17 protein-coding genes and 1 pseudogene are annotated in these 23632 nt (G+C 39.0%); 10 read left to right on the plus strand and 8 right to left on the minus strand.

Translation table 11 applies throughout. The features are described from left to right. Positions 1–5 precede the first annotated feature (5 nt). Both corC and lnt read left to right on the plus strand, forming a co-directional pair. The gene (gene corC / locus ADS77_RS16225) at positions 6–890 is read left to right on the plus strand and encodes a CNNM family magnesium/cobalt transport protein CorC (RefSeq protein ID WP_054206473.1); all 885 of its coding nucleotides are present in this window, start codon (positions 6–8) and stop codon (positions 888–890) included. After that, positions 871–2460, plus strand: coding sequence for an apolipoprotein N-acyltransferase (lnt, locus tag ADS77_RS16230; RefSeq protein WP_054455372.1), 1590 nt, complete (start codon positions 871–873; stop codon positions 2458–2460). The genes corC and lnt overlap by 20 nt, the downstream gene beginning before the upstream one ends. A gap of 49 nt (positions 2461–2509) precedes the next feature. Here lnt and ADS77_RS16235 read toward each other — a convergent pair whose 3' ends face one another. Both ADS77_RS16235 and ADS77_RS16240 read right to left on the minus strand, forming a co-directional pair. Next, positions 2510–2773: a hypothetical protein gene (locus ADS77_RS16235; protein ID WP_054455344.1), complete on the minus strand. Its 264-nt coding sequence runs from the start codon at positions 2771–2773 to the stop codon at positions 2510–2512. Between the two features lie 179 nt (positions 2774–2952). Further along, on the minus strand, positions 2953–3669 hold the full coding sequence (locus ADS77_RS16240) for an enoyl-CoA hydratase/isomerase family protein (protein WP_054206475.1): 717 nt from the start codon (positions 3667–3669) through the stop codon (positions 2953–2955). Between the two features lie 234 nt (positions 3670–3903). On the opposite strand from ADS77_RS16240, the gene ADS77_RS16245 reads away from it, so the two are divergent. From ADS77_RS16245 to ADS77_RS16260, 4 genes are all read left to right on the plus strand, one after another. Beyond that, the gene (locus ADS77_RS16245; protein ID WP_054455347.1) at positions 3904–4488 is read left to right on the plus strand and encodes a MalM family protein; all 585 of its coding nucleotides are present in this window, start codon (positions 3904–3906) and stop codon (positions 4486–4488) included. Between the two features lie 27 nt (positions 4489–4515). Next, positions 4516–5259: a hypothetical protein gene (locus ADS77_RS16250; RefSeq protein ID WP_235575800.1), complete on the plus strand. Its 744-nt coding sequence runs from the start codon at positions 4516–4518 to the stop codon at positions 5257–5259. Beyond that, positions 5256–5924: a hypothetical protein gene (locus ADS77_RS16255; protein ID WP_054455349.1), complete on the plus strand. Its 669-nt coding sequence runs from the start codon at positions 5256–5258 to the stop codon at positions 5922–5924. The genes ADS77_RS16250 and ADS77_RS16255 overlap by 4 nt, the downstream gene beginning before the upstream one ends. Before the next feature lie 87 nt (positions 5925–6011). Next, entirely contained in the window at positions 6012–6665 is a 654-nt protein-coding gene (locus tag ADS77_RS16260) for an NAD(P)H-binding protein (RefSeq protein ID WP_054455351.1), read from the plus strand. A gap of 208 nt (positions 6666–6873) precedes the next feature. Here the strand turns inward: ADS77_RS16260 and ADS77_RS16265 are convergent, their stop codons facing one another. Together ADS77_RS16265 and ADS77_RS16270 are read right to left on the minus strand one after the other, a co-directional pair. Then, positions 6874–10059, minus strand: coding sequence for a PDZ domain-containing protein (locus ADS77_RS16265; RefSeq protein WP_410054819.1), 3186 nt, complete (start codon positions 10057–10059; stop codon positions 6874–6876). A 190-nt stretch (positions 10060–10249) separates the two neighbouring features. After that, positions 10250–10987 (minus strand): hypothetical protein, encoded by a 738-nt coding sequence (locus ADS77_RS16270; RefSeq protein ID WP_054206479.1) that lies wholly within the window; start codon positions 10985–10987, stop codon positions 10250–10252. A gap of 98 nt (positions 10988–11085) precedes the next feature. Here ADS77_RS16270 and ADS77_RS16275 point away from each other — a divergent pair, with 98 nt between their 5' ends. Beyond that, complete coding sequence (locus tag ADS77_RS16275) at positions 11086–11613, plus strand: CIA30 family protein (protein ID WP_054206480.1); 528 nt, start codon at positions 11086–11088, stop codon at positions 11611–11613. Positions 11614–12156: 543 nt separating this feature from the next. Here ADS77_RS16275 and ADS77_RS16280 read toward each other — a convergent pair. The 3 genes and pseudogenes from ADS77_RS16280 to ADS77_RS16295 all read right to left on the minus strand — a co-directional run. Beyond that, complete coding sequence (locus ADS77_RS16280) at positions 12157–13665, minus strand: serine hydrolase domain-containing protein (protein WP_054455355.1); 1509 nt, start codon at positions 13663–13665, stop codon at positions 12157–12159. 53 nt (positions 13666–13718) lie between these two features. Next, on the minus strand, positions 13719–14552 hold the full coding sequence (locus ADS77_RS16285) for a helix-turn-helix domain-containing protein (protein ID WP_054206482.1): 834 nt from the start codon (positions 14550–14552) through the stop codon (positions 13719–13721). 636 nt (positions 14553–15188) lie between these two features. Continuing rightward, positions 15189–15617: pseudogene (locus ADS77_RS16295) on the minus strand (peptidoglycan recognition family protein); the annotation flags it as partial. A gap of 266 nt (positions 15618–15883) precedes the next feature. On the opposite strand from ADS77_RS16295, the gene ADS77_RS16300 reads away from it, so the two are divergent. From ADS77_RS16300 to ADS77_RS16310, 3 genes are all read left to right on the plus strand, one after another. After that, positions 15884–17350: a basic secretory protein-like protein gene (locus ADS77_RS16300; protein WP_054455361.1), complete on the plus strand. Its 1467-nt coding sequence runs from the start codon at positions 15884–15886 to the stop codon at positions 17348–17350. 369 nt (positions 17351–17719) lie between these two features. Then, positions 17720–20551 (plus strand): TonB-dependent receptor domain-containing protein, encoded by a 2832-nt coding sequence (locus tag ADS77_RS16305; RefSeq protein ID WP_054455376.1) that lies wholly within the window; start codon positions 17720–17722, stop codon positions 20549–20551. Between the two features lie 61 nt (positions 20552–20612). Continuing rightward, positions 20613–22688, plus strand: a complete 2076-nt coding sequence (locus ADS77_RS16310; RefSeq protein WP_054455363.1) for a basic secretory protein-like protein — start codon at positions 20613–20615, stop codon at positions 22686–22688. A 587-nt stretch (positions 22689–23275) separates the two neighbouring features. On the opposite strand, the gene ADS77_RS16315 is transcribed toward ADS77_RS16310, so the two are convergent. Next, positions 23276–23632: hypothetical protein (locus tag ADS77_RS16315; protein ID WP_082355709.1), on the minus strand; the 357-nt coding region annotated here is incomplete at its 5' end.

Below are 23632 nucleotides of genomic sequence, written 5' to 3' on the forward strand. Positions count from 1 at the left end.
ACGCAATGAGCGACGATAACTCGCAGACTAGCCAGGGTTCTTCTGGCAAGACCTGGTTGGGTAAAATTACCCAAATGTTGCAAGGGGAACCCCAGAATAGAGAAGAGCTGGTTGAGGTAATTGCCGACGCGCAAGAACGGGATGTAATTGATCCTGAAACCAAAGAGATGATTGAAGGTGTGCTTGGCGTGTCTGAGCTTAAAGTGCGAGACATCATGATCCCGCGCTCACAAATGATCACCCTTGAAGTTGACGCTCCACTGGAAGAACTAATTCCAATGATGGTTCATTCAACACATTCACGCTTTCCGGTGGTATGTGAAGATAAAGATCATATAGAAGGTATTTTACTAGCAAAAGATTTACTGCCGTTAATTTTAAATAAAGATGATCAACTGCCATCACTGCGCGATTATTTACGCCCAGCGGTAGTTGTACCTGAAAGTAAACGTGTTGATACATTGCTTAATGAATTTCGCCAACAACGCTATCATATGGCACTTGTTATTGATGAATATGGCGGTGTATCCGGTTTAGTTACCATTGAAGATATTCTTGAACTCATCGTTGGTGAGATTGAAGATGAACATGATGAAGAAGAAGAGCAACAAGATATTCGTCAAGTTGCAAAACATGTGTTTATTGTTCAAGCGCTAACACCCGTTGATGACTTTAATGAAAAATTTAAAAGTGGCTATAGCAGTCAAGACGCCGACACAATAGGTGGTACAGTGCTACATGCCTTTGGTCATATGCCTGGACGCGGCGAAACCATTTTAATCGATGGTCTACAATTTAAAGTCACTAATGCAGATAGCCGACGCTTACTGCAATTACAAGTGACCGTACCAAAGGCTGATGACAGCGATAGTGAAGACAATACTGACTAATTGCCTAAACTTAGCAAAAGATAAAAAAGCATGGCTCGCATTATTTGCGGGCCTCTTTTTAACGCTAAGCTATGCTCCTTTTGAGATTTGGCCCCTCACCTTTGCCTGCATAGCAGTAGCAATCCATAGTACACATACATCAAAAAACCAATATGGTAAATTAGCCAGCAAACATGCCGCTAAATATGGGTTTATATTCGGCCTTGGCTGGTTTGGTGCAGGAATAAGCTGGGTGCATGTATCTATCGCCACCTTTGGCGGAATGCCATTAGTAGCCTCATTGCTATTGATGGTGCTGTTATGCGCTTATTTAGCTATCTATCCGGCACTTGCCTTTGCGCTCTCTGCACGCTTTGCCAGTGGGCCTAATAGCTACGGTTTATTACTTATTAGCACCTTTGCTATAACTGAGTACCTACGTGGTGTAGTACTTACCGGTTTTCCTTGGTTAAGTTTTGGCTATACCCAAACCGACAGCCCACTTAATTATTTAGCCCCTATAGTTGGTGAGTTTGGCTTAACATTAATATGTATAACCATTGGTTTTTCGCTGTATCGCTTAATCTTTGATAAAGAAATAAAAACCACGTTGATCAGCACTGCGATCATTGGACTTATCAGCGTTATAGGTGTTGTAGGCCATGATAATAAATACAGTGATAAAACGATTAACACACTGCTCGTACAAGGTAATATCAAACAAAACCTACGTTTTGAACCCAGTGAATTTTGGGCCACCATGAGCAAATATCAAGACATGACTCGGCCAAATTGGAATACTGATTTAATCGTTTGGCCAGAGGCCGCAGTCCCCGAAATAGAAGCCCTCGCTGATAGTTTTTTAGCGGGTCTTGATAGTGCTGCATCCTTTAATAATACAGCGCTCATAACGGGTATTGTTGACTATCAGCGCCATACTCGCGCTATTTTCAATACTCTTATAGTACTTGGTAATAAAGAGCGTGATGATGAGCATGGCCATTATCAATACCTAGGCAATAACCGCTATCAAAAGCATCAATTACTCCCTATTGGTGAATTCGTGCCATTTGAAGAGATATTGCGCCCTATCGCACCATTATTTGATTTACCCATGTCATCATTCACTCGCGGCGATGAAGTGCAAAATAACCTACGTGCTAACGGTTTAAATATCCTGCCAGCCATTTGCTACGAGATAGCCTTTGCCAATTTAGTCCGAGGTAATTATCGCAATGACTCTGATATTTTATTTACCGTCAGCAATGATGCATGGTTTGGTGCCTCACACGGACCCCACCAGCATATGCAAATAGCACGAATGCGTGCCCTTGAGTTACAACGCCCACTTATTCGTGTTACTAACAACGGTATCAGCGGCGTGTACGATCCTATTAGTAACACTCAATTAAACATGCCACAGTTTAAAGCTGACGTACTTAAAGCTGAAATTAAATTAATCGAAGGCGACAGTATTTATAGTCAATATGGTAATTTGCCAGTGTGGATTGCAGTGGTATTGATGGGGGTTGGTGGGTGCCTGCTAAGGTTCAGTAAAGCCTACTTTGAAACCGAGCCTTCTAACAATTAAAAAATAGCATCACCTAAAGATGATGCTATTAACAATCAAAAGTTTATTATTATTGTTGTGTTTGACCAATTGCATTGCAATACAAAGTACCTGAATACATATCAAAACTAGGGCGTAATCTTACCTCAGTAACATCACTGTACTGTGCTCTTAAGCTGCTCTCTGCACGCGCACATACTTCATTGTGATCTGCAGGAGTGCTTGCAGATGCCTGAACCGACACAGTACGCCACCAACCAGAAGAGGTTGCAGCTATTGAACTTACAGAGATAAAACCAAGTGCCAATGTCATTACTATAATTTTATTTTTCATTTTCGCTCCTTTGAGTTACACAATATATACATAGCAACAAAATGTTAACTACACGGGGAGTGTACAGGTACAAAAACCTGATGCAATTGAATAAATTTAATACAACCATATTAGTTTTTCACTAGGGCGTGTTGACCTTTGTGGATTGAAATCTCTTCAATCTAGGGGCGATTTATAACTTAAACCATCAAGGCTAGCTTATCGATGAATGGCTTATTTTCTTCATCAATGATCTGAATAATGTCTTTGTGTAAGCGCTTTTTGTGCTCGGCAAAAATAGTACGCTTTTTATCAAACGTGGCTGCAAACGCCATTGCATCGGCTAATAAGTTTTCTTGGTCAGTTGAGGCTTTCTCAATAACGTGATCAATAGCCAGCTCGGCTCCAGATACTCGGCGCCCTGTTAGCTTCATTTCGTTAAAACGATAATAAGGTATTGCTTTTTTTACAAAAGCTATCATCCCCGGTAAAAATGGAATAGATAAATCCACTTCAGGGAAACAAAAGAACCCACGATCGCCGCGCATAAATCTAAAATCACAGGCGCAAGCTAAAATTGCACCGTTACCAAAAGCATGGCCATTAATAGCAGCAATCACTGGCATTGGGAAAAGTAGTAACGTTTTAAATACATCGTCCATATCGTACATAAAAGTACGAATTTCATCGGCGTTTTTTGCCTTCATTGCAGGTAATAGCCAGTCAGTGTCAATACCTAAGCTCCAGCACTTTTCATCGTTTGAAGTGATCACGAGCGCTTTGTGGTTTTGATTTTCAACAACCTTTGCAAGCATCTGTTTGAGTTGCTGCGCAAATTGTGGGTTCTGACGATTTTCACCATTTGTTAAAGTTAAAATCGCAATATTATTGTGAGTCGTTAAAGTTATGATACTCATAAAGTGCCTTTTCAATTTTATAGTTATTTTTAAATACGTTTATGCATATTTGCAAGTATGCTTAACTTTGTTTCTTGTGTAGTTAAATACCACCGATTATTTGGAGTAACACAGCTTCCCCCCCTATAATTTGTTTAATTTCATTTACATTGTGTCACATATTCAAGTTTTATATATTTTATGTCTTGTTCCAGATTAGGTATTATTTACACATAAATAATAATAATAAAAGTTATGAAAAAATTAGCGACCGCATTGATCTTACCTCTGTTCTTATCTTCTTGCGCTAATTCGCCTGAAAGTGATCTAATCAAGTTAAATAACCGTACTGCATGCTGCTCGGACTTAAAATCGATTAAATTTGTAGCCCAACAACCAAAGCAGCTTACTTACTTTGATTTAGAAAAGCAGCCAGTCAGGCTTTTTAACGAGGCTAAAAGCCCATTCATTGCGATTGAAAAACCACACAATAGTCGCTTTGCTCAAGTTTTTAGTCACGCCAATGGTGCTTTTATTCAAACTGCAACACTGGTTTATCCACAGTTACTGATTTTAGATAAATCAAAGCAGGTTATTAAACACCTTAAACCTTATGAAGCATGGGAATATGGCTTACCAACAACCTTAGACTTGGATGGTAATCTATATTACAAAACACAATTTACTCTACCAGAGGAAGCCAAATACTTAATTTTTTATACTGATAGCAGCGTGAATAATAAAAAAGCCACAATCAATTGGCGCTCACAAGTCGGAGGAAGTGAATACAGGCACCTTACCCTCACTTCGTTCGCTAAAATTGGTATCAAGTTACTTTAATTTTACACTCATTTTTCAGGAATTATTATGAGATATATTTTTACTATTATTATCCTTATCACATTAAGTGGCTGTAACTCTTCACCTAATTACATGAATACGGCACAATTAAAATCAAACCATCAGGTACTCGGATTTGGCGGTTTTTATGTTGAAGAAGATCTCACTTACTTTGAACAACAATTAGAAAGTCATTATAAAGCACCTATAAAAAAAGCACTTGAAGAGCGTGGGTTTAAAGTAGTAGATGCCAGCGAAGTTTATACTGTATTTCATCAATTATTAGACAACGCTGACAACTTATATGACCCGCTTACTGGTCAAGAAAATGAAAACCTACGTAATGAACTCTGGAAAAAAGCGCTTTTCACAACAAAAACTAAGCTAGGTATAAATGCATTTGTATTTGCAGGTGTTGATACAGTACGCGCACATTTTACTAACAGTATTTTATTAGGCCACGTAGCCAAATGGTATGGCCAAGAAGAGTCTTACCTTGAAGGTGGTGCCGATGGTGGTGATATATTTGTATCACTATTTCAAAACGAGCAAGGTTATGTGCCAGGCAGCAGAGTGTATATCCGCATTCGAGATGAGTATGACACACTTTTAACTATGGGCTCTGGAGGCATTGAGTTAGTAGCGCAATTTAATAGCGATGAAGAAATTATTGTTAAAGATGCCGACAAATTATTTAAAGACCCTGCAAAATTGGATAGCGCGTTACAATTCGCATTAGAGACAATTGACACTTGGAAGACGAAAAAATGATTAAACACATTTTTATCATCATCGCTTTGCTAAATTTAGTCGGTTGCAAACTAGTTCAATACAATAGCGACCCCAAAGTGACAGCTAATACAATTACATTCGCCAAGCCCGCAACCCATAGCAATCTAGCCTATATATGGTTACCAACAGCAAATACCGGTAACAAAGTACTCTACCGAGAAGCATTTGATAATAACGTTGCCAATTTCTCAAAAAAACATACATTGACCAACTTAAACCCTCAAGCACAAACAGTGTTTAATGACTTTATTATTGAGCAAGGCGGCGCTTTTGATACCAACACAGGTAAGCTCAACGCTGAGTTAATACAAACAGCAATGCAGCACACGTTTAATAACATTACAGCGGCATACCCAAGCGTTGACACTCTGTTAGTTATTCATCCAAAAGAAATCTCTATCAAAGTGGTTGATGGCACTGCTAATTGGCATGGGGTTGAACAACATATCGCGACTATAAAATCAGTTGAATTCAGGTCTGTTATAAGCCTTGCCATACAATATTATGTTCCAGATAGTAAAACTTACAATCTCGAGATTGGCTTAGATCTGCATACGCCAGATTTATCCGACAAGAGTAAATATGAGCAAGTCCTCACACATATTTTAGAACCTATCGTTATTTTAAATACAGCAACAAAATAGCTAATAACCTGCGAGTAAGCTAAATTGTTAGCTCACTCGCAGGTGCTGTTCAGCAACTACATATCAAATTTATACCTAAGGATACCTATGCTAAATAAAGTCGCGGTTGTTGTAGGTGCAACGGGGTTAGTTGGCCATCATTTAGTTGAGCAATTAACTGCTGCAAATCACATAGAAAAAGTGATAACGCTAACGCGTCGCCCGGTTACTTATAACAATAACAAAGTAGTTAACTACGTGCTTGATTTTAATAATTTAACGCAGCATGCAGATCTACTCAAAACAGATGTATTATTTTCATGTTTAGGCACAACAAAAAATGCTGCAGGCTCTATTGGTGCACAACGTAAGGTGGATTTTGATTACCAATTACAAATAGCAAAGCTGGCAGCAAATATGGATGTTAAGCATTATGTATTAGTGTCATCCAGTGGGGCAAATGCTCACAGTAATAGCGCCTATTTAAAAATGAAAGGCGAGCTTGAAGATGCAGTAAAAACGCTGACTTTTAAGCGTATTAGTATTATTCAACCTTCGTTGTTATTAGGGAAGCGTGACAACGACTTTCGCATTGGTGAAAAGCTAGGCAGCGTGCTTTTACCTATATTATGCATGCTACCGGGGCTTAAAAAGTTTAAGCCAATTGCAGGCCAACAAGTCGCAAAAAAGATGAGTAATATCAGCAAACAATCCGGTGATGGTGTTGAATATTTTAAATTAGATGAGCTGTTTAAACGTTAGCAGATATTTATACGTCCTTTTCGCCATAAAAAGCGTTCTACAATATTTAATATCAGTTCCTCTAAGCTTGAGTTTAATTCGCACTTGTATTGTAAAACCTCATATTTGCTTGGCATAAAGCCCCGCCTACAGTAAATTTAAACACGCCCTACCGTAAAAACATAAAAAAGCCAGCAAATGCTGGCTCAATTATTAATGCCTATTAACCTTACGACTTGCCAAACTCAGTTGGTGCCGGTGGCACAACAAGTGGCTTTTTCGGGTTCGCTTTAAGCTCTTTTAATAGCTCTTGAACGGCGCGCTCAATCGATGGATCTTGGCCTGCCTGAATAAGCTCTGGACGATCAATCACTTCGATATCAGGGCTGACACCTTCATCTTCGATTATCCAGTTACCGTCGTTATCAAGTATTCTAAAGGTCGCTGCAATTACAGAGCCACCATCAACAAGACTTGGATTACCTGAAATACCAATTAAGCCACCCCACGTACGTGTACCAATCAATTTACCTAAGCCAGCTTGACGGAAGTAATACGGTAGCGCATCACCACCTGAGCTTGAGTAGCCATTGATCAACATCGCTTTTGGACCATCGTGAGCAAATTGTGGTGTTTTAGTTGGCTCAACACCACGGCGCTTCCAATAGTTTAGCGGTTTACGCGCCAGCCAAGTGATCATGTGCTCTGGAATAAATCCGCCACCGTTATAACGATCATCGATGATCATTGCATCTTTGGTTGTTTGCGGTAAAAAGTTTTTAAATAACGAACGATTTCCCTCGTAATGCGTGTTTGGCAAGTGTACATAGCCGATACGCCCATCTGAGAGTTTATTAACGTAATCAGCACGTGATTGCGCCCATTGTAAATAGCGCAGGTCTGTTTCGCTTGCGATTGGTTCTACGGTTACTTTCCAGCTTTTTTTCAAACTTGGTGACTTACTAAGCAATAACTCAACCGGTTTGCCTTGCGTGTTTTCGAGTAATTCATAAAAGTTGACAACATCTTTTACTGAACGACCATTCACCTCAACAATATAGTCACCAACGCTTGCGTTAATACCTGTTTCGTTAAGTGGTGAACGGAAGTTTTCGTGCCAGTTTTCACCTTTAAAAATGTTTTCTATTTTTACAAAACCCGATTTATGCGCACTAATTTCAGCACCTAATAAACCATGTTGTAAACGTGTTGCTCTTGGCATATCCCCAGAATTTACATAGATATGACCAGAGTTAATTTCACCAGCTATTTCACTTAATACGTGATCAAGGTCTGCACGGTGTGCAACGGCATCTGCCATTGGTTGATAGCGTTTTAAAATTGCGTCCCAATCTTGGCCATGATGATTTTCATCATAGAACCAATCGCGCAAAGTACGCCAACCTTCACGGTACATTTGCGCCCATTCTGTTTGTGGATCAATTTTAAGTACCATGTCTTGCAGGTTTAATGCGGTGGCTTTTAAGTCTTGCTTAGGCGCTGGTTTTATAACACTAAAACTATCACCTGCTCGCGCAATAATATGCTCTGCGTTGGCTGATATTTTATAACTATTAACACCCGCTGCAACGCTCGCTATTTCACCATCAACCGCAATCGGGATTAATTTAAGCTCACCGGATGAAAGTGTTAGTACGCCTTCTTTAACACCTGTTAGTGCGCGGTAATTGCCAGCAGGCGCATTTAGTGCAACAACACGGTCCATAAAGCCGTCACTTTCAATGTGATTGCTTGGCGTGTTTGCTGATTTTTCATCGTCTTTATCCGCTTTAGGATCAACGATGCTTGTTTCATCAGTAAGTGGGGCATTAAGTGGCTTAATGTTACTGTTTACCGCAACCGAATAAAGGCGCGTTGCGTTGTTAAACATGTAATCAAATTCGTAGCTACTAAAGGTTAAATTAAAGTCTCGCTCTGAGGTAAAATATAGCTGTTGTCCATCAGGCGAAAACGCCGGATTTGTTTCACTGCTCATATCGTCTGTTAGGCGAGTAACTCGCTTACCTTTAATATTGTAATGCCACAGCGACGCATAGCGGTTTTCATTATTTTTAACAAAAACAATGTCTTTACTATTAGGTGACCAAATATACGTGGTTAAGCTATCTTCTTCATATTTTGCGGTATCAATTTTGTGCTGTTTACCCGTTTTGATATCAAGCCACCAAAGCGTATGATTTTGATCAGCAAACAATAGCTTTTTATTATCTGGCGACCAAATAGGGTCAAAACGCCAAATACTGCCATTACTGGTAAGTTGCTTAACCTTATTGTTGCTGGCTCTGTCTTGTATGTAAATTTCATACTCGCCGCTTTCATCACTCATATATGCAATGTAACGGCCATTTGGTGACCAAGATGCCGCTATTTCACGTCCTTTAGGCGTATGGCTTAAATTACGTGTTGGGCCATTTTTAACTGGCACAGAGAATAATTCGCCACGCGCACTAAACACTACACGCTTACCATCATGAGATACATCCATTGAATCAATGAAATCGCTGACATTTTTGCTGTAAGGCATGGCATATTCACGACTGCCTTGTACATTGATGGTCAGTTTTTCTTCGCGCTGGGTTGCATCATCAAAGCGATACAAGTAACCGCCATTTTCATACACTATGGCGTCAGGCCCAGCTGATGGCCAAAGTACGTCAAAATCTTTGTGATGGGTGACTTTTACTGGCTTTTTACCGTCTTGATGCTTGTACAAGTTTAACGTGTACTCTCGATCCGACACATAATAAATGTTGTCGTTCACCCATGTAGGTTGTTGATCGGTTGCCCTGTCAGTGGTCAATTGCGTTGATTTATTATTTTCTAAATCGTATACCCATACATCTTGTGCACGCCCGCCACGCGAACGTTTCCACGTACGAAATTCACGATCAATTGGGGTATATACATACTGTTTTCCATCTGGCGATAACATACCACCGCCAGTTTCAGGAATTGCTAATGGTTGTTCTAAGCCTCCCTCAGCGGGTACCATATATGGGCGACCCACACGTTTGCCATGCGGTGTACGATTCGCTCTAAATACGATATGTTTACCATCGGGTGTCCAATCAAGTACACGGTAATCAAACCCACCTCGAGGTGGCATAACACCTACGTCGTTATAGTAAGTCAGCTGCTTTAGTTCGCTGCCATCGCGGTTCATAACATACACTTGGCGGCTGCCATTGTATTGCGCCGAAAAAGCAATTTTTGACCCATCAGGAGAAAATTTAGGAAAGGTTTCAAAACCAATATGATCAGTTAAACGCGTGCTTTTACCGGTTTTTGTATTGGCGATATAAATATCACCGGCATAAACAAACGTCACTGACTCTTTATGAATATCAGGAAAACGTAATAAACGCGTATCTTGTGTGTCATAAGCAAAAGCCATTGGCGATATTGCAGGTGCAACTGCGACGGCTACTGCTGTTAATAAAGTGCGTAATTTCAACTTTACTATCCTTATGCTGTTATTTTATATCATCATAACAACATAAATACGGATTGCAGCTTTGTTCGAAAAATTACTGTAACAGAGTGTAAATAATAATCACGCACTTTAATTTATCATACTGTAATTATTATATTTTCCCGACTTTAGGAAGTTGCTTTTTATTCGTTATTTTAAACGTTGTTAAATCAACTAGCATTGAAAACACGTCACTATTATCTATAAATAGTACAAATAAATTGCCATCTTCATTTACATCATACTCAAGGACACTATCGTAGCCTGTAATAATCTCGTTATAGTCACTCCCATCCGTTTTACTTAATGCAAAAGTGCTTTTGTCATCGCTGTTTAAAAGGCCATCGTTATTTGTGTCGTTTTTAATAACATCATAGGCAATACCAGCCGCACTTGATTGCGAGTCAAATTCAGATAAATAGAGTGGCTGGATATCAAGAATCAATTGATCTGTCGTACTAAAAAGCCAATTTGAATGGTTTGTTTTGCCATTTATAAACATCACATTTTTTGAGCGTGTTGCATTGTATTTATAATAAGAAGAACCATTAAAATTTTCTGTAACCTGGCCAAACTCACGTTCTGTTTCCGCTTCAATCGTTAACTTTTCAGATTCAAGCTCTATAAAGTAAAAGTCCGTTTTTCCTATTCTTTGCGGGTAGCCCAAGCGCCATTTTTCTTCTTCGTTTTTGTCATCGGCTAAATTTAACGTCGGTGGCTCAATATAATTATCGCTAAATATTGTTTGAGCGAGTTGATATGAGATTAACAAAGTTCCTATTACAATTCCTAACAATAAAATTAGCCCATTTAGGTTCCATACCCATTTAAAAAATGTCTCTGATTTCATGTTTTTCCCAACATATTAAAAAATAATTGAACAATTTTAGTAAACATACGTATTGATAGGTTTGTATACCTAAACCACTATACCGCTGAGGCGTACCAATGAAAATACATAATATTGCATCCGTAGTTGCCGTAAGTTTGCTTTTGCCGTCGGGGTTTGTAAGCGCAAATCAAAGTTGGTATATAGTCAATGACTCTGTAATGGGTGGATTATCAACAAGCCAAGTGTATGAAAAAGATGACGCATTAGTTTTTTCAGGTACTGTATCACTTGAAAACAACGGCGGGTTTGCATCGGTTCGCACAGCCATTAACACCAATGAGCAAGCCGCTAACCAAATTTCATTACGCGTTAAAGGTGATGGCCAAACTTACCAACTTAGATTAAGAACAACACAATATTTAGATGGTCCAGCCTATACAACTTCATTTAAAACCACCAAAGATGAATGGCACCTAGTGAACTTTACACCTTCGGATTTTAGCCTAACTTTTCGCGGGCGCATACTTGAGCAAAACCCTAACTTTTACTTTAAAGATATTAGGCAGCTAGGCATCATGATAGCTAAAAAACAACAAGGCGACTTTAAACTCGAAATAAACCAAATAGCCTTTAATAATAGTTAATCACAACAAAATTCTATCCCTGAAAAGTGTGTGGGAGTAATTCTATTAAGTATGGGCTAAAACGTATTACATATCACACTAACAGGCTTTATTAATCACTTGTTAGCGCTTTGTGTAATCACCCACAACCTCCAAAATAGATCTGAGATAACTCGCAGTTTTATCTTCTATTTTCTGTCTAAATATAAATAAAATAAAAAAGGACTGCATATATTTTGTCAGAAAATCCCTGCACGAACTTAAGCGTATTAACAGTAAATACGGGCTAGTCACTATGTGTACAAGCGGCAGGCAAGGCATAGCTGCTACTTTTGAAGCACTTTAATTTATAGAGTGTTTTTGGAGCATTGGCCAAAAGTAGCAGCGTAATAGTTGAGCTAACCAAAATAAGGAACATGGCGCTTAAAAGTGTGTTCCTTTTCTTGATTTTAATCTTAAGTCCCTGCTTTAAAATATATTTCAACTTAAAGTTTAATACACTCAGAGCTTCAATTGTTTAAGCTATTGATTTACTTTAAATAAAGTGACTTTAGATAAGTAAGGTCAGAGTTTATTTTCTACGGTTTTGTTAAAAACTATCCCGCCATAAGACAATGAATTTACATTTTCAGTCACATCAAAACGAATCACTGTTCCTGAAGTCGGCTCCATTTGAACCCTTATTTGCTCTACTTTATCCATCCCTGTAGATCTAGAGTGCATAACACCCCACGTGACATCAAACCGACCCTCAATGTTCAATTTAACCGTCATTGTGCCAAGCAAACGATGAGTATATTCCCCGACATAATTTTCTTTTGGTAGGCTAAGTAAAAACTCTCTTTTATTTAATTTATTTTGCTGGTTCGCTAACATTGTATCTATTGCGCTTAGTTTACCTTTGAGCGATGCAATTCTTTGCGCTATAGACTCTTTAATGCCTGTCTCTTGTAAAAGTGAGCCATATACGTAATCAGCAATAACACTGGTTAAACGACTACTTAAAAAATCTTCATTATTTAAAATTACAAGGCCAATTTTCTTTTCAGGCATAAATGAAACATGTGCATGGGCTCCTGCAAAGCCACCAAAATGATGTAACATTCTCTGGTTTTTATAATCACCAGTGTACCAGCCCCATGCATAGCCATCGCGCTTAAAATCTAAAAAAGCAGTATCTGTAGTTACTTGCTGAGTATGGGATTTTGCAATTACCTCTGACGGAAAAACGCCTTTACCATCAATATACCCCTGATTTAATTGAGCAATTAAAAACCGCCCTAGATTTTTAGAGGTCGCGTACATCCCCCCAGCAGCATGCATAGTGCTATCTTGCTTTTCTAAATAAAGTGGTTCACTACTTTTGGGGTTAGTTAAAGAATAGGGTTTAGCAATGCGCGATTTATCTTTAATGTGGGAGGATTTAGCACTGGTTGAAAGCATTTTAGCGGGCTCAAAAATTTGATTTTGTAACTTTTCCTGCCAGCTTTGCTTAAAATAACGATCTGCAAAAACACTGTAAATATTGTAACCAACATTTGTATATTTAAACTCACCCACCGCTTCTTTTGATAAGCTTGACTCTTGTATTACCAGCTGTTCAATAGACTGCGCTGTGTGCTCACCGCTAAAAGCCGTTGCTAATACCAACGGTAGATTATTAATTGAAGCCGTATGAGTCAGTAAGTCTTTAGCCACAATATTTTCTCGCCCTGGTAATATTAACTCAGGAAACATCGCCTCTAAGGTAGTGCTCTTTAACGTTGTATTACTCGAAGCATCAAGTAGATGATTAAGTGCTAGAAATGGCTTGGTTACAGATGCAATGTAAAAGCGAGTATCAGCATCAGTTTTTAACCCTTCTTGAATATTACGATAACCCCAATAGCCTTCATATATTATTTTATCTTCATAAACAACAGCAACCGCAGTCCCTGACGGTAATTGTGCTGTTTCTTTAATATTATTTACAAATGAGTTTAAAAACTCACTATCAAATTGATTTTGCTTTGCCTCTATACCAAATGACGATATTAAAATAATAAAACTTAACGCCTGTATTATATAATTCATTTATTTATCTACCTTGATTAGTTTTGTTTATTTCATCATGGATATAAGCCTATTTATAGAATAGATGTAACATCACCTCGCTTTGATGAAAAAAGTTTTGCTAGCTGGCGTGGTGTTATATTAAATTGGTTTTTAAGTGTTCGCGTAAAGTGACTTTGATCTGAAAAACCGCCAAAAGCACTCGCTGAACTAATACTATTTTGGTCACATAAAATAGCCGAAATGCTTTTTTGCAAGGCTAATCGTTGTCGATATTGTGAAATTGACATACCAAAATAGGTTTGAAAAATACGACTCAGGTGTACTCTGTGCACCCCCACACTCACTGCTATTTGCTCGATGCTCATATCACTTTCGTTTAAGGCCTGCTCTGCGAGTTTTAGCCACGTAGGCGGATACCTTAACTTTTTGGCGTAAGGGATGGTGGCGCTAAAAATGCCAAGCACACGCTCTTCATAATCAATGTGTTGTGAACAACTTGGTTGCATCAACATACCGCTCATACCATGCCATTGCGCTGACATTTGACTTAGTTCACTAAAGCGATGATTTAACGCGCCATATTCATCAAAAAAAGCCGATTGCTCCGAGTCAATATTGACTGATAGAAAAAAAGCGCCATAGGGACCAATAACGTTACTGTGCCTATGCGACAACGGTTTATACTCAACAACACCTATTTGGTTTTCTACTTCTGAGGATCTACTTTTTTCTATTGCTTGACCTGATACAAGCGAAGAAAATTGGCTCACTTTATGGCTATGCATAGGCATAAAAACATGAGGAAAATAATACACCAATTTGACTGTTTTAATTACCTCACTGTTGGCAGGAACAACTGTAATAGCACGATGTTCTTCATCTTCGCTAAATTTAAACGTATTCATTATTAATATTCCCATACAAAACTCGAAGCTTGACAAAAACAGCATTATTGGTGCTATTTAAGAGTCAGTAATACGTTATACAATGAGCGGTCATTTATTGGTTCAGAGCCACCAGCATTTTAAATAACTGTTAATAAGAAATGCATGATGCGTTGTGTAAGAGGCTTAAGGTTAAAAGGCTCATACTACCCAACTATAGGTCGATGTCGAGAGCAATAGTATCACCCTTATTACCCGACAAGATCCTAAATAAACGACCAAGTGTACGGAAAAACCATATGATAAATTCAATAAGAAACTCAACGATAAGTTCAAGTATATCAATTTTGGAGTTTTCTGAATCACGCTTTCCACGTTTTTTACTTGACCAAATTGTATAGGCGAATAGATAAAAAAGAAAACCTGCAAGTAGTGAATAAACTAGACTGAATAAACTAGACAGCCACTTTAATTGAGCAAATAAAGCTGCGCTACTAAGTTTACTCTTTTGGGCTAAAAACTTATCTTTTCTTGAATTCAAGTATCAAACTTTAGGATGGGTGCACTTGGAACCTGAATTCGGGAAAGCTGATTTGCTCAAATGGACACCTAACACGAGTAAAAATAGTAACGAGTTGATCAATATGAATTTTTTAATCATTTGAACTCTTCCCTTAATAAGTTAACTTGACGCGTAGCCCCTCTCAGCTCATTATGCTTCTCACTGTTAAATTCACCGTGTGTTCTGATAAAGCCTCCAGGTAATTTAAACCTATCTCTTAAGTTTCCTAGTAATTGTCGAGCTGCTTTAAACTGAGCCGATGACAGTTCCCTCCGCGTATAGTCGCCCAAAAAGGCTACGCCGATATTACCTTGATTATGCCCCCCTACGTGTGCCCCTGCATACTTAAGAGAACGCCCCTCATAAATTGTTCCACGCTCATCAATCATGTAGTGATATCCAACATCTGCATTGTTATATGCCTGTGCTAAGTCTAGTTTACTCAATGCTTGCCTCATTAAAGTGACAGCGCCTTCGTTGGCACGGTGCATATCTTCCACTTCCTTCGGTGTTTCGGCACTCCCAGTGTGATGTAAAGAAGGTCAATAAACTGGACAGCCACTTTAATTGAGTAAATAAAGCTGTGCTACCAAACATTAGGATGGGTGTTATCTTTGTTATTTGTTATCCCATCTTTGTTATCATCTTTTATCTTCACCTATAAAGGTCAACACGCCCTAATACTTTCAGTAAAGTTTAATTGTAAAAGGAATATTCTGAGGTCAATTAATCTTGCTATTTTTGGAACGTTGCAATAAATTACTACAAAAACCACACTAAATTTAAAATAATGATGAAAAAACGACTTTCTATACTGCCTATTTTTTTACTAACTGGCTGTAGCTTCACACCTACAATAAATAATAATGACCTTGTACTGATTGATATCACTGATCCCCTTTCAACGACAAGTAAAGTGTCTAGTCAATACCCTGATGAAATAGCCGGTGAAGGGTTAACCCAATTATTTGATGATTCAAAAAGTAGTAAATACCTATCAAAACAAAGTAGCACTTGGGTTCAGTTTGATTATGGCGAACCTATCTCAGTAAAAAAATACCGATTAACCTCAGCGCAAGATGCACCAATGCGCGACCCAAGCAATTGGACGCTACGTGGCTCAAATAATCAGACTGACTGGCAAACACTGCAAACAATCAGTGATTTTAAATTTGCACAGAGGGGTTTTACCGCAGAATTTGAGCTTGATAATGAAAGTAGCTATCAGTTTTACCGCCTTGAAATGACCCAACGCGGTAAAACACAATGGGGAGACAATTATCTTCAGTTGGCGGACTTACAGCTTTTAGCCCCTACCACGTTACCTGTTGTTGACTTTTTGGTATCAAAACAGATTGTAAAACCAAATGAAAATGTACAACTACAAAGCAATACGCTCAACAAACCAACCAGTTATGTATGGCGCGCTAATAAAACCATACTCGCTAAAAATACACCATCCCCAACAGTGAGTTTTGCTGAACCTGGCAGTTATAATTTATCTTTAAAAGCGATTAATAATTATGGTTCAGACACCTTAACCAAATATAATGCAATTAAAGTACTCGATAAAAGTAAACCATGGCAAGGGTTTAAAACTCCAACTGTAAAGTTGAATTTTATTGATAAAAAATCACCGGGTTATCATCGTCTAATTGCACTATTTCCTGATTTATCCCAAACAATTGATGATGTTACACATCAATTAGTTAAAGAATTATATAAAAATTTTGCAGAAGTACCAGAGTTTCGCCAAGTAGAATTTAAATTAGAGTGGATGGATACATTAGCGTATCGCAGTGGTGATGAAACCAATATGGTTATTGCCTTTAGCTCAAAATATATTACCGAAGAACTCAAAGATCAACCGGATGAAGTCGTCAAATATGAGCTACTTGGTGTGCTTTGGCATGAGCTTACCCATGGTTACCAGCTGTTTCCTGCAAACACCAGTTATGCATCTGACGACACTCACGCCTTTATTGAAGGCATGGCCGACTTGATCAGAATTGAAGCTGGCTATCATAAAACACGCTCACCTAAAACCTCACAAACATGGCTTGGTGGTTACACTAATACAGGGTTTTTCTTAAAGTGGTTATCTGACAACAAAGTGGATGATTTTGCATACCGATTTAATCAAACTGCAAAAAATATTGAACCGTGGTCGTTTCAAACTGCCATAGAATCACTCACTGACGAGCCTCTTTCTTCACTTTGGGAACAATACCAGCAGAGCCTAATCACTGCTCAATAAACTAAATAATAAAAAGCATATAGCCAATTATATGCTTTTTACTAATAAATATGCATATCCCCACCCTCTTTGTTCGCCAAGTAGCCCTCCAACCCCCTCTAAATTACTGCCTCAAAGTTACCTGTCCTTACATTTTAAATCGACCTTAAAATAGAAAACTTTGTGAACTAAATGTAATTTTTGTTTGACATTGTTTATTTTCTAGCTGATTATTGGATCGTTCCTATTTCTAGGTTTGTTTTTAATAAATAAAATTGATATACGAATAAAATATAAATATTTATTAGCCTGTAGCTATGCAAATTTAGTTTTTTTTTAGCTTTAAATTGGAACGTTCTAAACTATATAAATAATAAAATGGGTGGGGATATGAATAAGTTACCAAAAAGATATTTTTTTTCTAAAATCTGCATAGCGCTGTCATGCGCCTTGTCAATTCCGGTTATTGCGGCTGAACAAAATACTGAAAATAACGTCGCAGAGACTGAAATTGAACGTATAGTAACAACTGGTTCGCGTATTAAACGTACCGAACTTGAAGGGGTTGTGAACGTATTTTCGATCACCTCTGATGATATGATCAAAAATGGATTTTCATCTGTTTATGATGCGCTGGCAAATAATACAGCAGCAACGGGCGCTGTTTTAGGTGAAGTTAACACAGGCTCTTATACACCTGGTGCAAAAGAGCTCAACCTACGAGGTTTAGGCCCTGAGTACACTTTGATCCTCGTTAACGGTAAGCGTCTAGCATATTACCCTATGCCTTTTGGCGGCCAAACAAACTTTGTTAATTTAGATATGATACCAACTGCAATGGTTGATCGTATTGATATTCAAACGGGCGGCGCGTCAGCTATTTACGGCTCAGAAGCAATGGGTGGCGTTGTTAATATCATCACCAAAAAAGGAATTGAAGGTCAATATATCGATATTGACGGTGGTGTAGATACGTATGGCTCAAATCGCCGTAAAAGCGTTAGTTTTGTAGGTGGCTATAGCAAAGATGCATGGACTCTTGATTACGCATTAGAATACAAAGATAACGCGGGGCTTTTTTCAAGTGATCGTCCTTATCACGACAGTCTGTGGGATAACCCTGCGCCAAATGGAAACCGCGAATTAAACCGATCTATTACTGTTTACTCGCTTGATACACCAACAATCAATAACTACAGTACACAATATTGCAACACCGAAACTAACCCTCACCCAAAGGCTGTGCAACACTTTATTCAGCGTAATAATTATGGCATGAGCTGTGGCTGGGATGAAACAGGCGACAACCATTTAATAAATAAAAATCAAACATTTAGTGGTTACTTAAATTCAGAATATGAATTAAGTAATGACCTTACCTTATTTGCAAATGGCTTTTATATCAGCCAAGAAAAGAAAGGTAGCCGTGGCACATTATTCTTTAACGATACTGAGTTTTGGGATCCTGATCTAGCAAACAAAGACGGCAGTCAAGGCGCTAGTGTAAAATACATGTGGCGTAAAGTGCTCGACAATGAGTACACCAATGATGGTTATGGTCGTACATTTAAAGACACTTCTTATTCATTTAACTTTGGTGTTATGGGCCAAGTTGCTGACTTAGATTACTCACTAGGCTTTTCACGCTCAGAGTATGACTTTTCTGACCGCTATTTGCATAACACCAAAACAGGTCTGTCATCTGTTCTTGGTGAGAAACTCGGCGAAGTTAATAACCTACCAATACACCGCCCAAATTACGGGTTGTGGTTTGGTGAGCTAACCCCTGATTCAGCACTGCAAATTGCTGACTGGGCAACTTACCAAGGTAACTCATTCAATAACACGTTTACTGCGGATATCACAGGCGATTTATTCGAACTTCCAGCTGGGCCAGTGGCGTTTTCAGCCTATATAGAATTTATGAATGAAGGGACAGAAGCAATCCCTGATGAACGAGTTCTAAATAAAGAGTTTGAAGGACTGACAGGGGTAACAACAAAAGGCGAGCGCGATCGTTATGCCGCGGCAATTGAAGTATTAGTTCCTGTGACTGATACGCTTGATATCGAATCCGCTGTACGTTATGACTATTATGATGATGACTCTAACGTAGGTGGTGCATTTTCCACACAATTAGGTTTAAGCTACCGCCCTGTTGAAGAAGTCGTTTTTAGAACAGCAATGGGCACAACATTCCGTGGGCCTGATTTAGCGGCTGTTTATAAAGGCTTTAGTGGTAACTTTGGCGCAGGCAACGACCGCATCCTTGCAGATGCATGTAAACAATTAGCCAACTCAGACGAAGCACTAGAATATGACGCCAGTGCTCTGGCAACTAGTTGCGCAAACGCAGACCTTCAAAGCAACCCTGATCAACCTAGCTTACAAGTAAACTTTGAAAGTGTATCAACTGGTGATAAAAGCTTAAAAGAAGAAACCGGAAGCACCTTTACTGCGGGTATCGTCTATGAGTTTAACGAATACCTTTCGTTTAATATCGACTACTACGACATTACAATCAAAGACAAAATTCAAGTCCTCAGTGCAGGCTACATTATGTCGATTGACTATGACTGCCAAACAGGCGTATTTGATAGTAACTCTGAGCGCTGTAAAAACATGGCTTCGCGCATTCAACGCTACGACGGCGCAGGCAATGGCACTGACCGACTAGGTAACCCAATCTCTGGCGACCCTTACACACCGCATACAATTACTGAAGGCTATATTAATGCATCTGAACGTCAAGATGCTGGTGTTGATATTGGCGTTAAAGGCCTAGCTGAAACTGACCTTGGCTCGTTCAAGTATCAGTTTAACTTAACTCGCACACTGAAAAAGAAAGAGCGTTTGCGTGCTGGCGATGAGTTACTTGATTTACTTGATGACCAAAACAACATGGATTTTCGCACCTTAGCGAATGCGAGCGTTACTTGGGAGCACGATAATACTGCTATTTCTGTATTAGCGAATTACAAAGGCGCCCTGTGGAATAACGCCAATTATGGTGATCGTGTAAAATTGCCCGCATGGACCCGCTACAACCTAACTTTAGGTCAACAGCTAAATGAAGATGCACGCGTTATTTTCACTATTAATAACCTATTTAATGCGATGCCTCCACAAGATGAAACGTTTACAGGCTACCCATTTTATCGCATGGGCGCATACGACACACTTGGGCGCCAATTCTCGCTGCGCTTAACTTACGCCTTTTAAAATACCACAGGTGCTTAATATTAATTAAGCACCTAATAATAATTAAAAATCAGGTAATATCATGAAAAAATTACATTTATCAACAATCGCTTTGTGTGTAACAAGTCTGCTAGTCGGGTGCAATGACGGCTCTGGGTTTGTTTCAACAGCAAAACCAAAAACAGATACCCCTGCGGTTGTAACAGAAACCGCGGTTAGAAACATGAGCACTGATGCAGGCCGTGAAATCTCAGCGATTGATGCAGACTCGCCACCAGCTGAAACAGTTAGCAATTTATTTGATGGTAATAAAGGCACTAAATTTTTAACGTTTTCAAAAAATGCGACCGTCATATTTAAAGCCAGCCAGGCTTATGAGCTCGTATCGTATAACTTCATTTCAGCAGATGACGAACCCAACAGAGATCCAAAAAACTGGGTACTCAAAGCCTCAAACGATGCTAACGAATGGCTTGAAATTGATAGCCAAGCTAACCAAGTATTTGCTAAACGTGGGCAATTAAATAGTTATGAGATTGAAGGCGAATTAAGTGCTTATCAATATTATAAATTTGAACTCGTTCACGGTGGCACTGATAGCTATGGGAACGATATTTTGCAACTTGCTGAAATTGAGCTTCAAGTAAAAGCAAAAGCCCCGATAGTTAGCTATAACGTCAATGATAAAACGCCAGAAGTTGACCAATTTATCATTTTTAAAGACACCTCTTTAGCTGGCGCTACAAGCTGGGAATGGCAATTTGAAGATGGAACACCAGCAACAAGTACAGCGCTAAGCCCTCTAGTCAAATTTAGTTCGTTAGGGCCTAAAACAGTTACACTCACGGCAAGTAATGATAAAGGCAGCACGACGTTAGTAGATAAAAATGCGATTCGTGTTTGGGACCCTGCTACACCATGGGCTGGCTTTCCAAAACCTGCGGTTAGTTACACTAAAAACTTAGCAGATCACCCTGGGCAACTCGCATTAGAGCGTGTAATGCCTGACTTAACAGACATTATCCATCAAATTTCATTAGGCGTTGCGCAAATTCTTTATACTAACGTAACTGAAATCAATGTATTCGAAACACTGAATTTTGAAACAGGTGAATATGACTTTCCCGCAGCAAAAAGCGGCACAGATAAAAATATGATTTTATATTTTGATCTAAACCACTTAGCTAACCTAGAAAGTAAAGGCGATGAAGCATTACGTCAAGAGATCATGGGTATACTGTGGCACGAATTAACCCATGGCTACAATAACACGCCAGCAAACGGCGAATATAAACCCGGTGCAGAGCTTCACAGCTACCTAGAAGGCTTAGCTAATTATGTGCGTATTAAAGCAGGCTTTTTAGAACATCAACGGCCACAAATTAGCTGGATCGATAGCTGGAATGAAGATGCCTACAATCAAACATCGTTCTTTTTAGAATGGGTGGCGAATACAAATCAAAATACTGATTTTATACGTTTATTTAATGCCTCAGCCAATGAAATTGAAGAATGGAGTTTTGACGCTGCATTTAAATCAATTTTTTCAGCGCAACGCGGTATAGATGTTGTTTTCGCGCAGTATCAGCAGTATTTAAAAAATGACTTAGGGTTAACTCCCTCTTACCCAACACCGGTAGAAGGTTACCGTAACTTTGCACAAGATGCCGGCATGACAGTAACGGGCTACGCCACTGATGTAGGTATTTGGGGAGAAGGGGTTGATAAAACAACGGATAATAACGTTAAAAATAAATATAACGCGATCATTGAAGCGCCGTGGTGGGTAGCAGAGCACGCCCCTACACTACTGCCAATACAAGTCGTCTCCAGTGTTGATGTTGATTTTAGTTTTGAACAAACTCAGCTACTTAACCGCTACAGTATTGCAACGGGTAACGATAACCCACAACGCGATCCAACTAGCTGGCAAGTATTTGGCTCAACCGATGGTGCCAACTGGCAACTTATTGATACCGCCATGTTCCCCGATAATCCTGCACGCTTAGTTACCTATCAATTTGAAGTACAGAGTAATACAACTGCTTATGCATATTACCGGTTCAGCTTTTTAAATGAGCAAACAGGCGATGGTGTTGGAGGCGATGAAGGCCGCCTAGTTCAACTTGGCGAAATTGCATTACTAACTAAAGAATAAATTTTTGTGAAACCCCGGGTAAACAAAAAGCCTTAACGTCAATGTTAAGGCTTTTTTATTTTAAAGCTAAAGTAACCACCTCAATAAAAAGGAAAGTAAAAATAAGACCAAGTTGATACAAATGATTATTAATAATAATTTGTAAAAGAAAGATCGCTCTCAGTAGCACCTGACCAACGCCATCCGTCACAGTAAAATACCTTACCAATTATTATCAACATCTTATGTTGTCGAGTGGCTGGAGAGTGCCATGAGCGGACGGTCAGGAATTATAATATCTGAAGTCAAAATTTGATCCCATTGGCTTTAATCGAGTGATTTTCGTGATCAAAGCTTAATGAGAATATGCAAGTGGGTCTGCATTCAAGACAACACCTGCAGCAATGAAATAAACTAGACAGCCACTTTAATTGAGTAAATAAAACTGTGCTACTAAGTTTACTCTTTTAGGCTAAAAACTTATCTCTTTTTATATCATCACTTGCACATCGTTCATTAAGCGAGCGCCTATACTGTGAAACCTAAATTACGCGCATGAAAATAACTGCATAATTGCAGTTTTAACTTTTTACTGAGGACTTTTAACTTTATGCCAGTAGCTTTTCGCTGTTACTGACGTTGCTACGCCGTTTTCTGCTCAAGTGTTCACAGTAACTCTCTTGTGAGGTCGTCCTACCTACTGCGCCATGAAATACGCGCGTAAATTGCGTGGTCAATTTTAACCAGTTTTCTGGGGAGATATTGACTCTTTCTAGTAAAGGTAAATGTGTGCTTTCAATATACCCGCGTTTGCCTTCTCGTATACAACGCCCTGTTAATTCAACCAATTCAAGGTAAGATTTAAGTTCAAACGGTAGCCCTTTTGGCATAATTTGACGTGGCATACCGGCAAAACGCAATAATTTTTTTGGTTGCTTGCCCTCTGTTGCGTTTTCAATGCGTTT

Origin of the sequence: Pseudoalteromonas porphyrae (assembly GCF_001298125.1) — a bacterium.
Lineage (GTDB): Bacteria > Pseudomonadota > Gammaproteobacteria > Enterobacterales > Alteromonadaceae > Pseudoalteromonas > Pseudoalteromonas neustonica.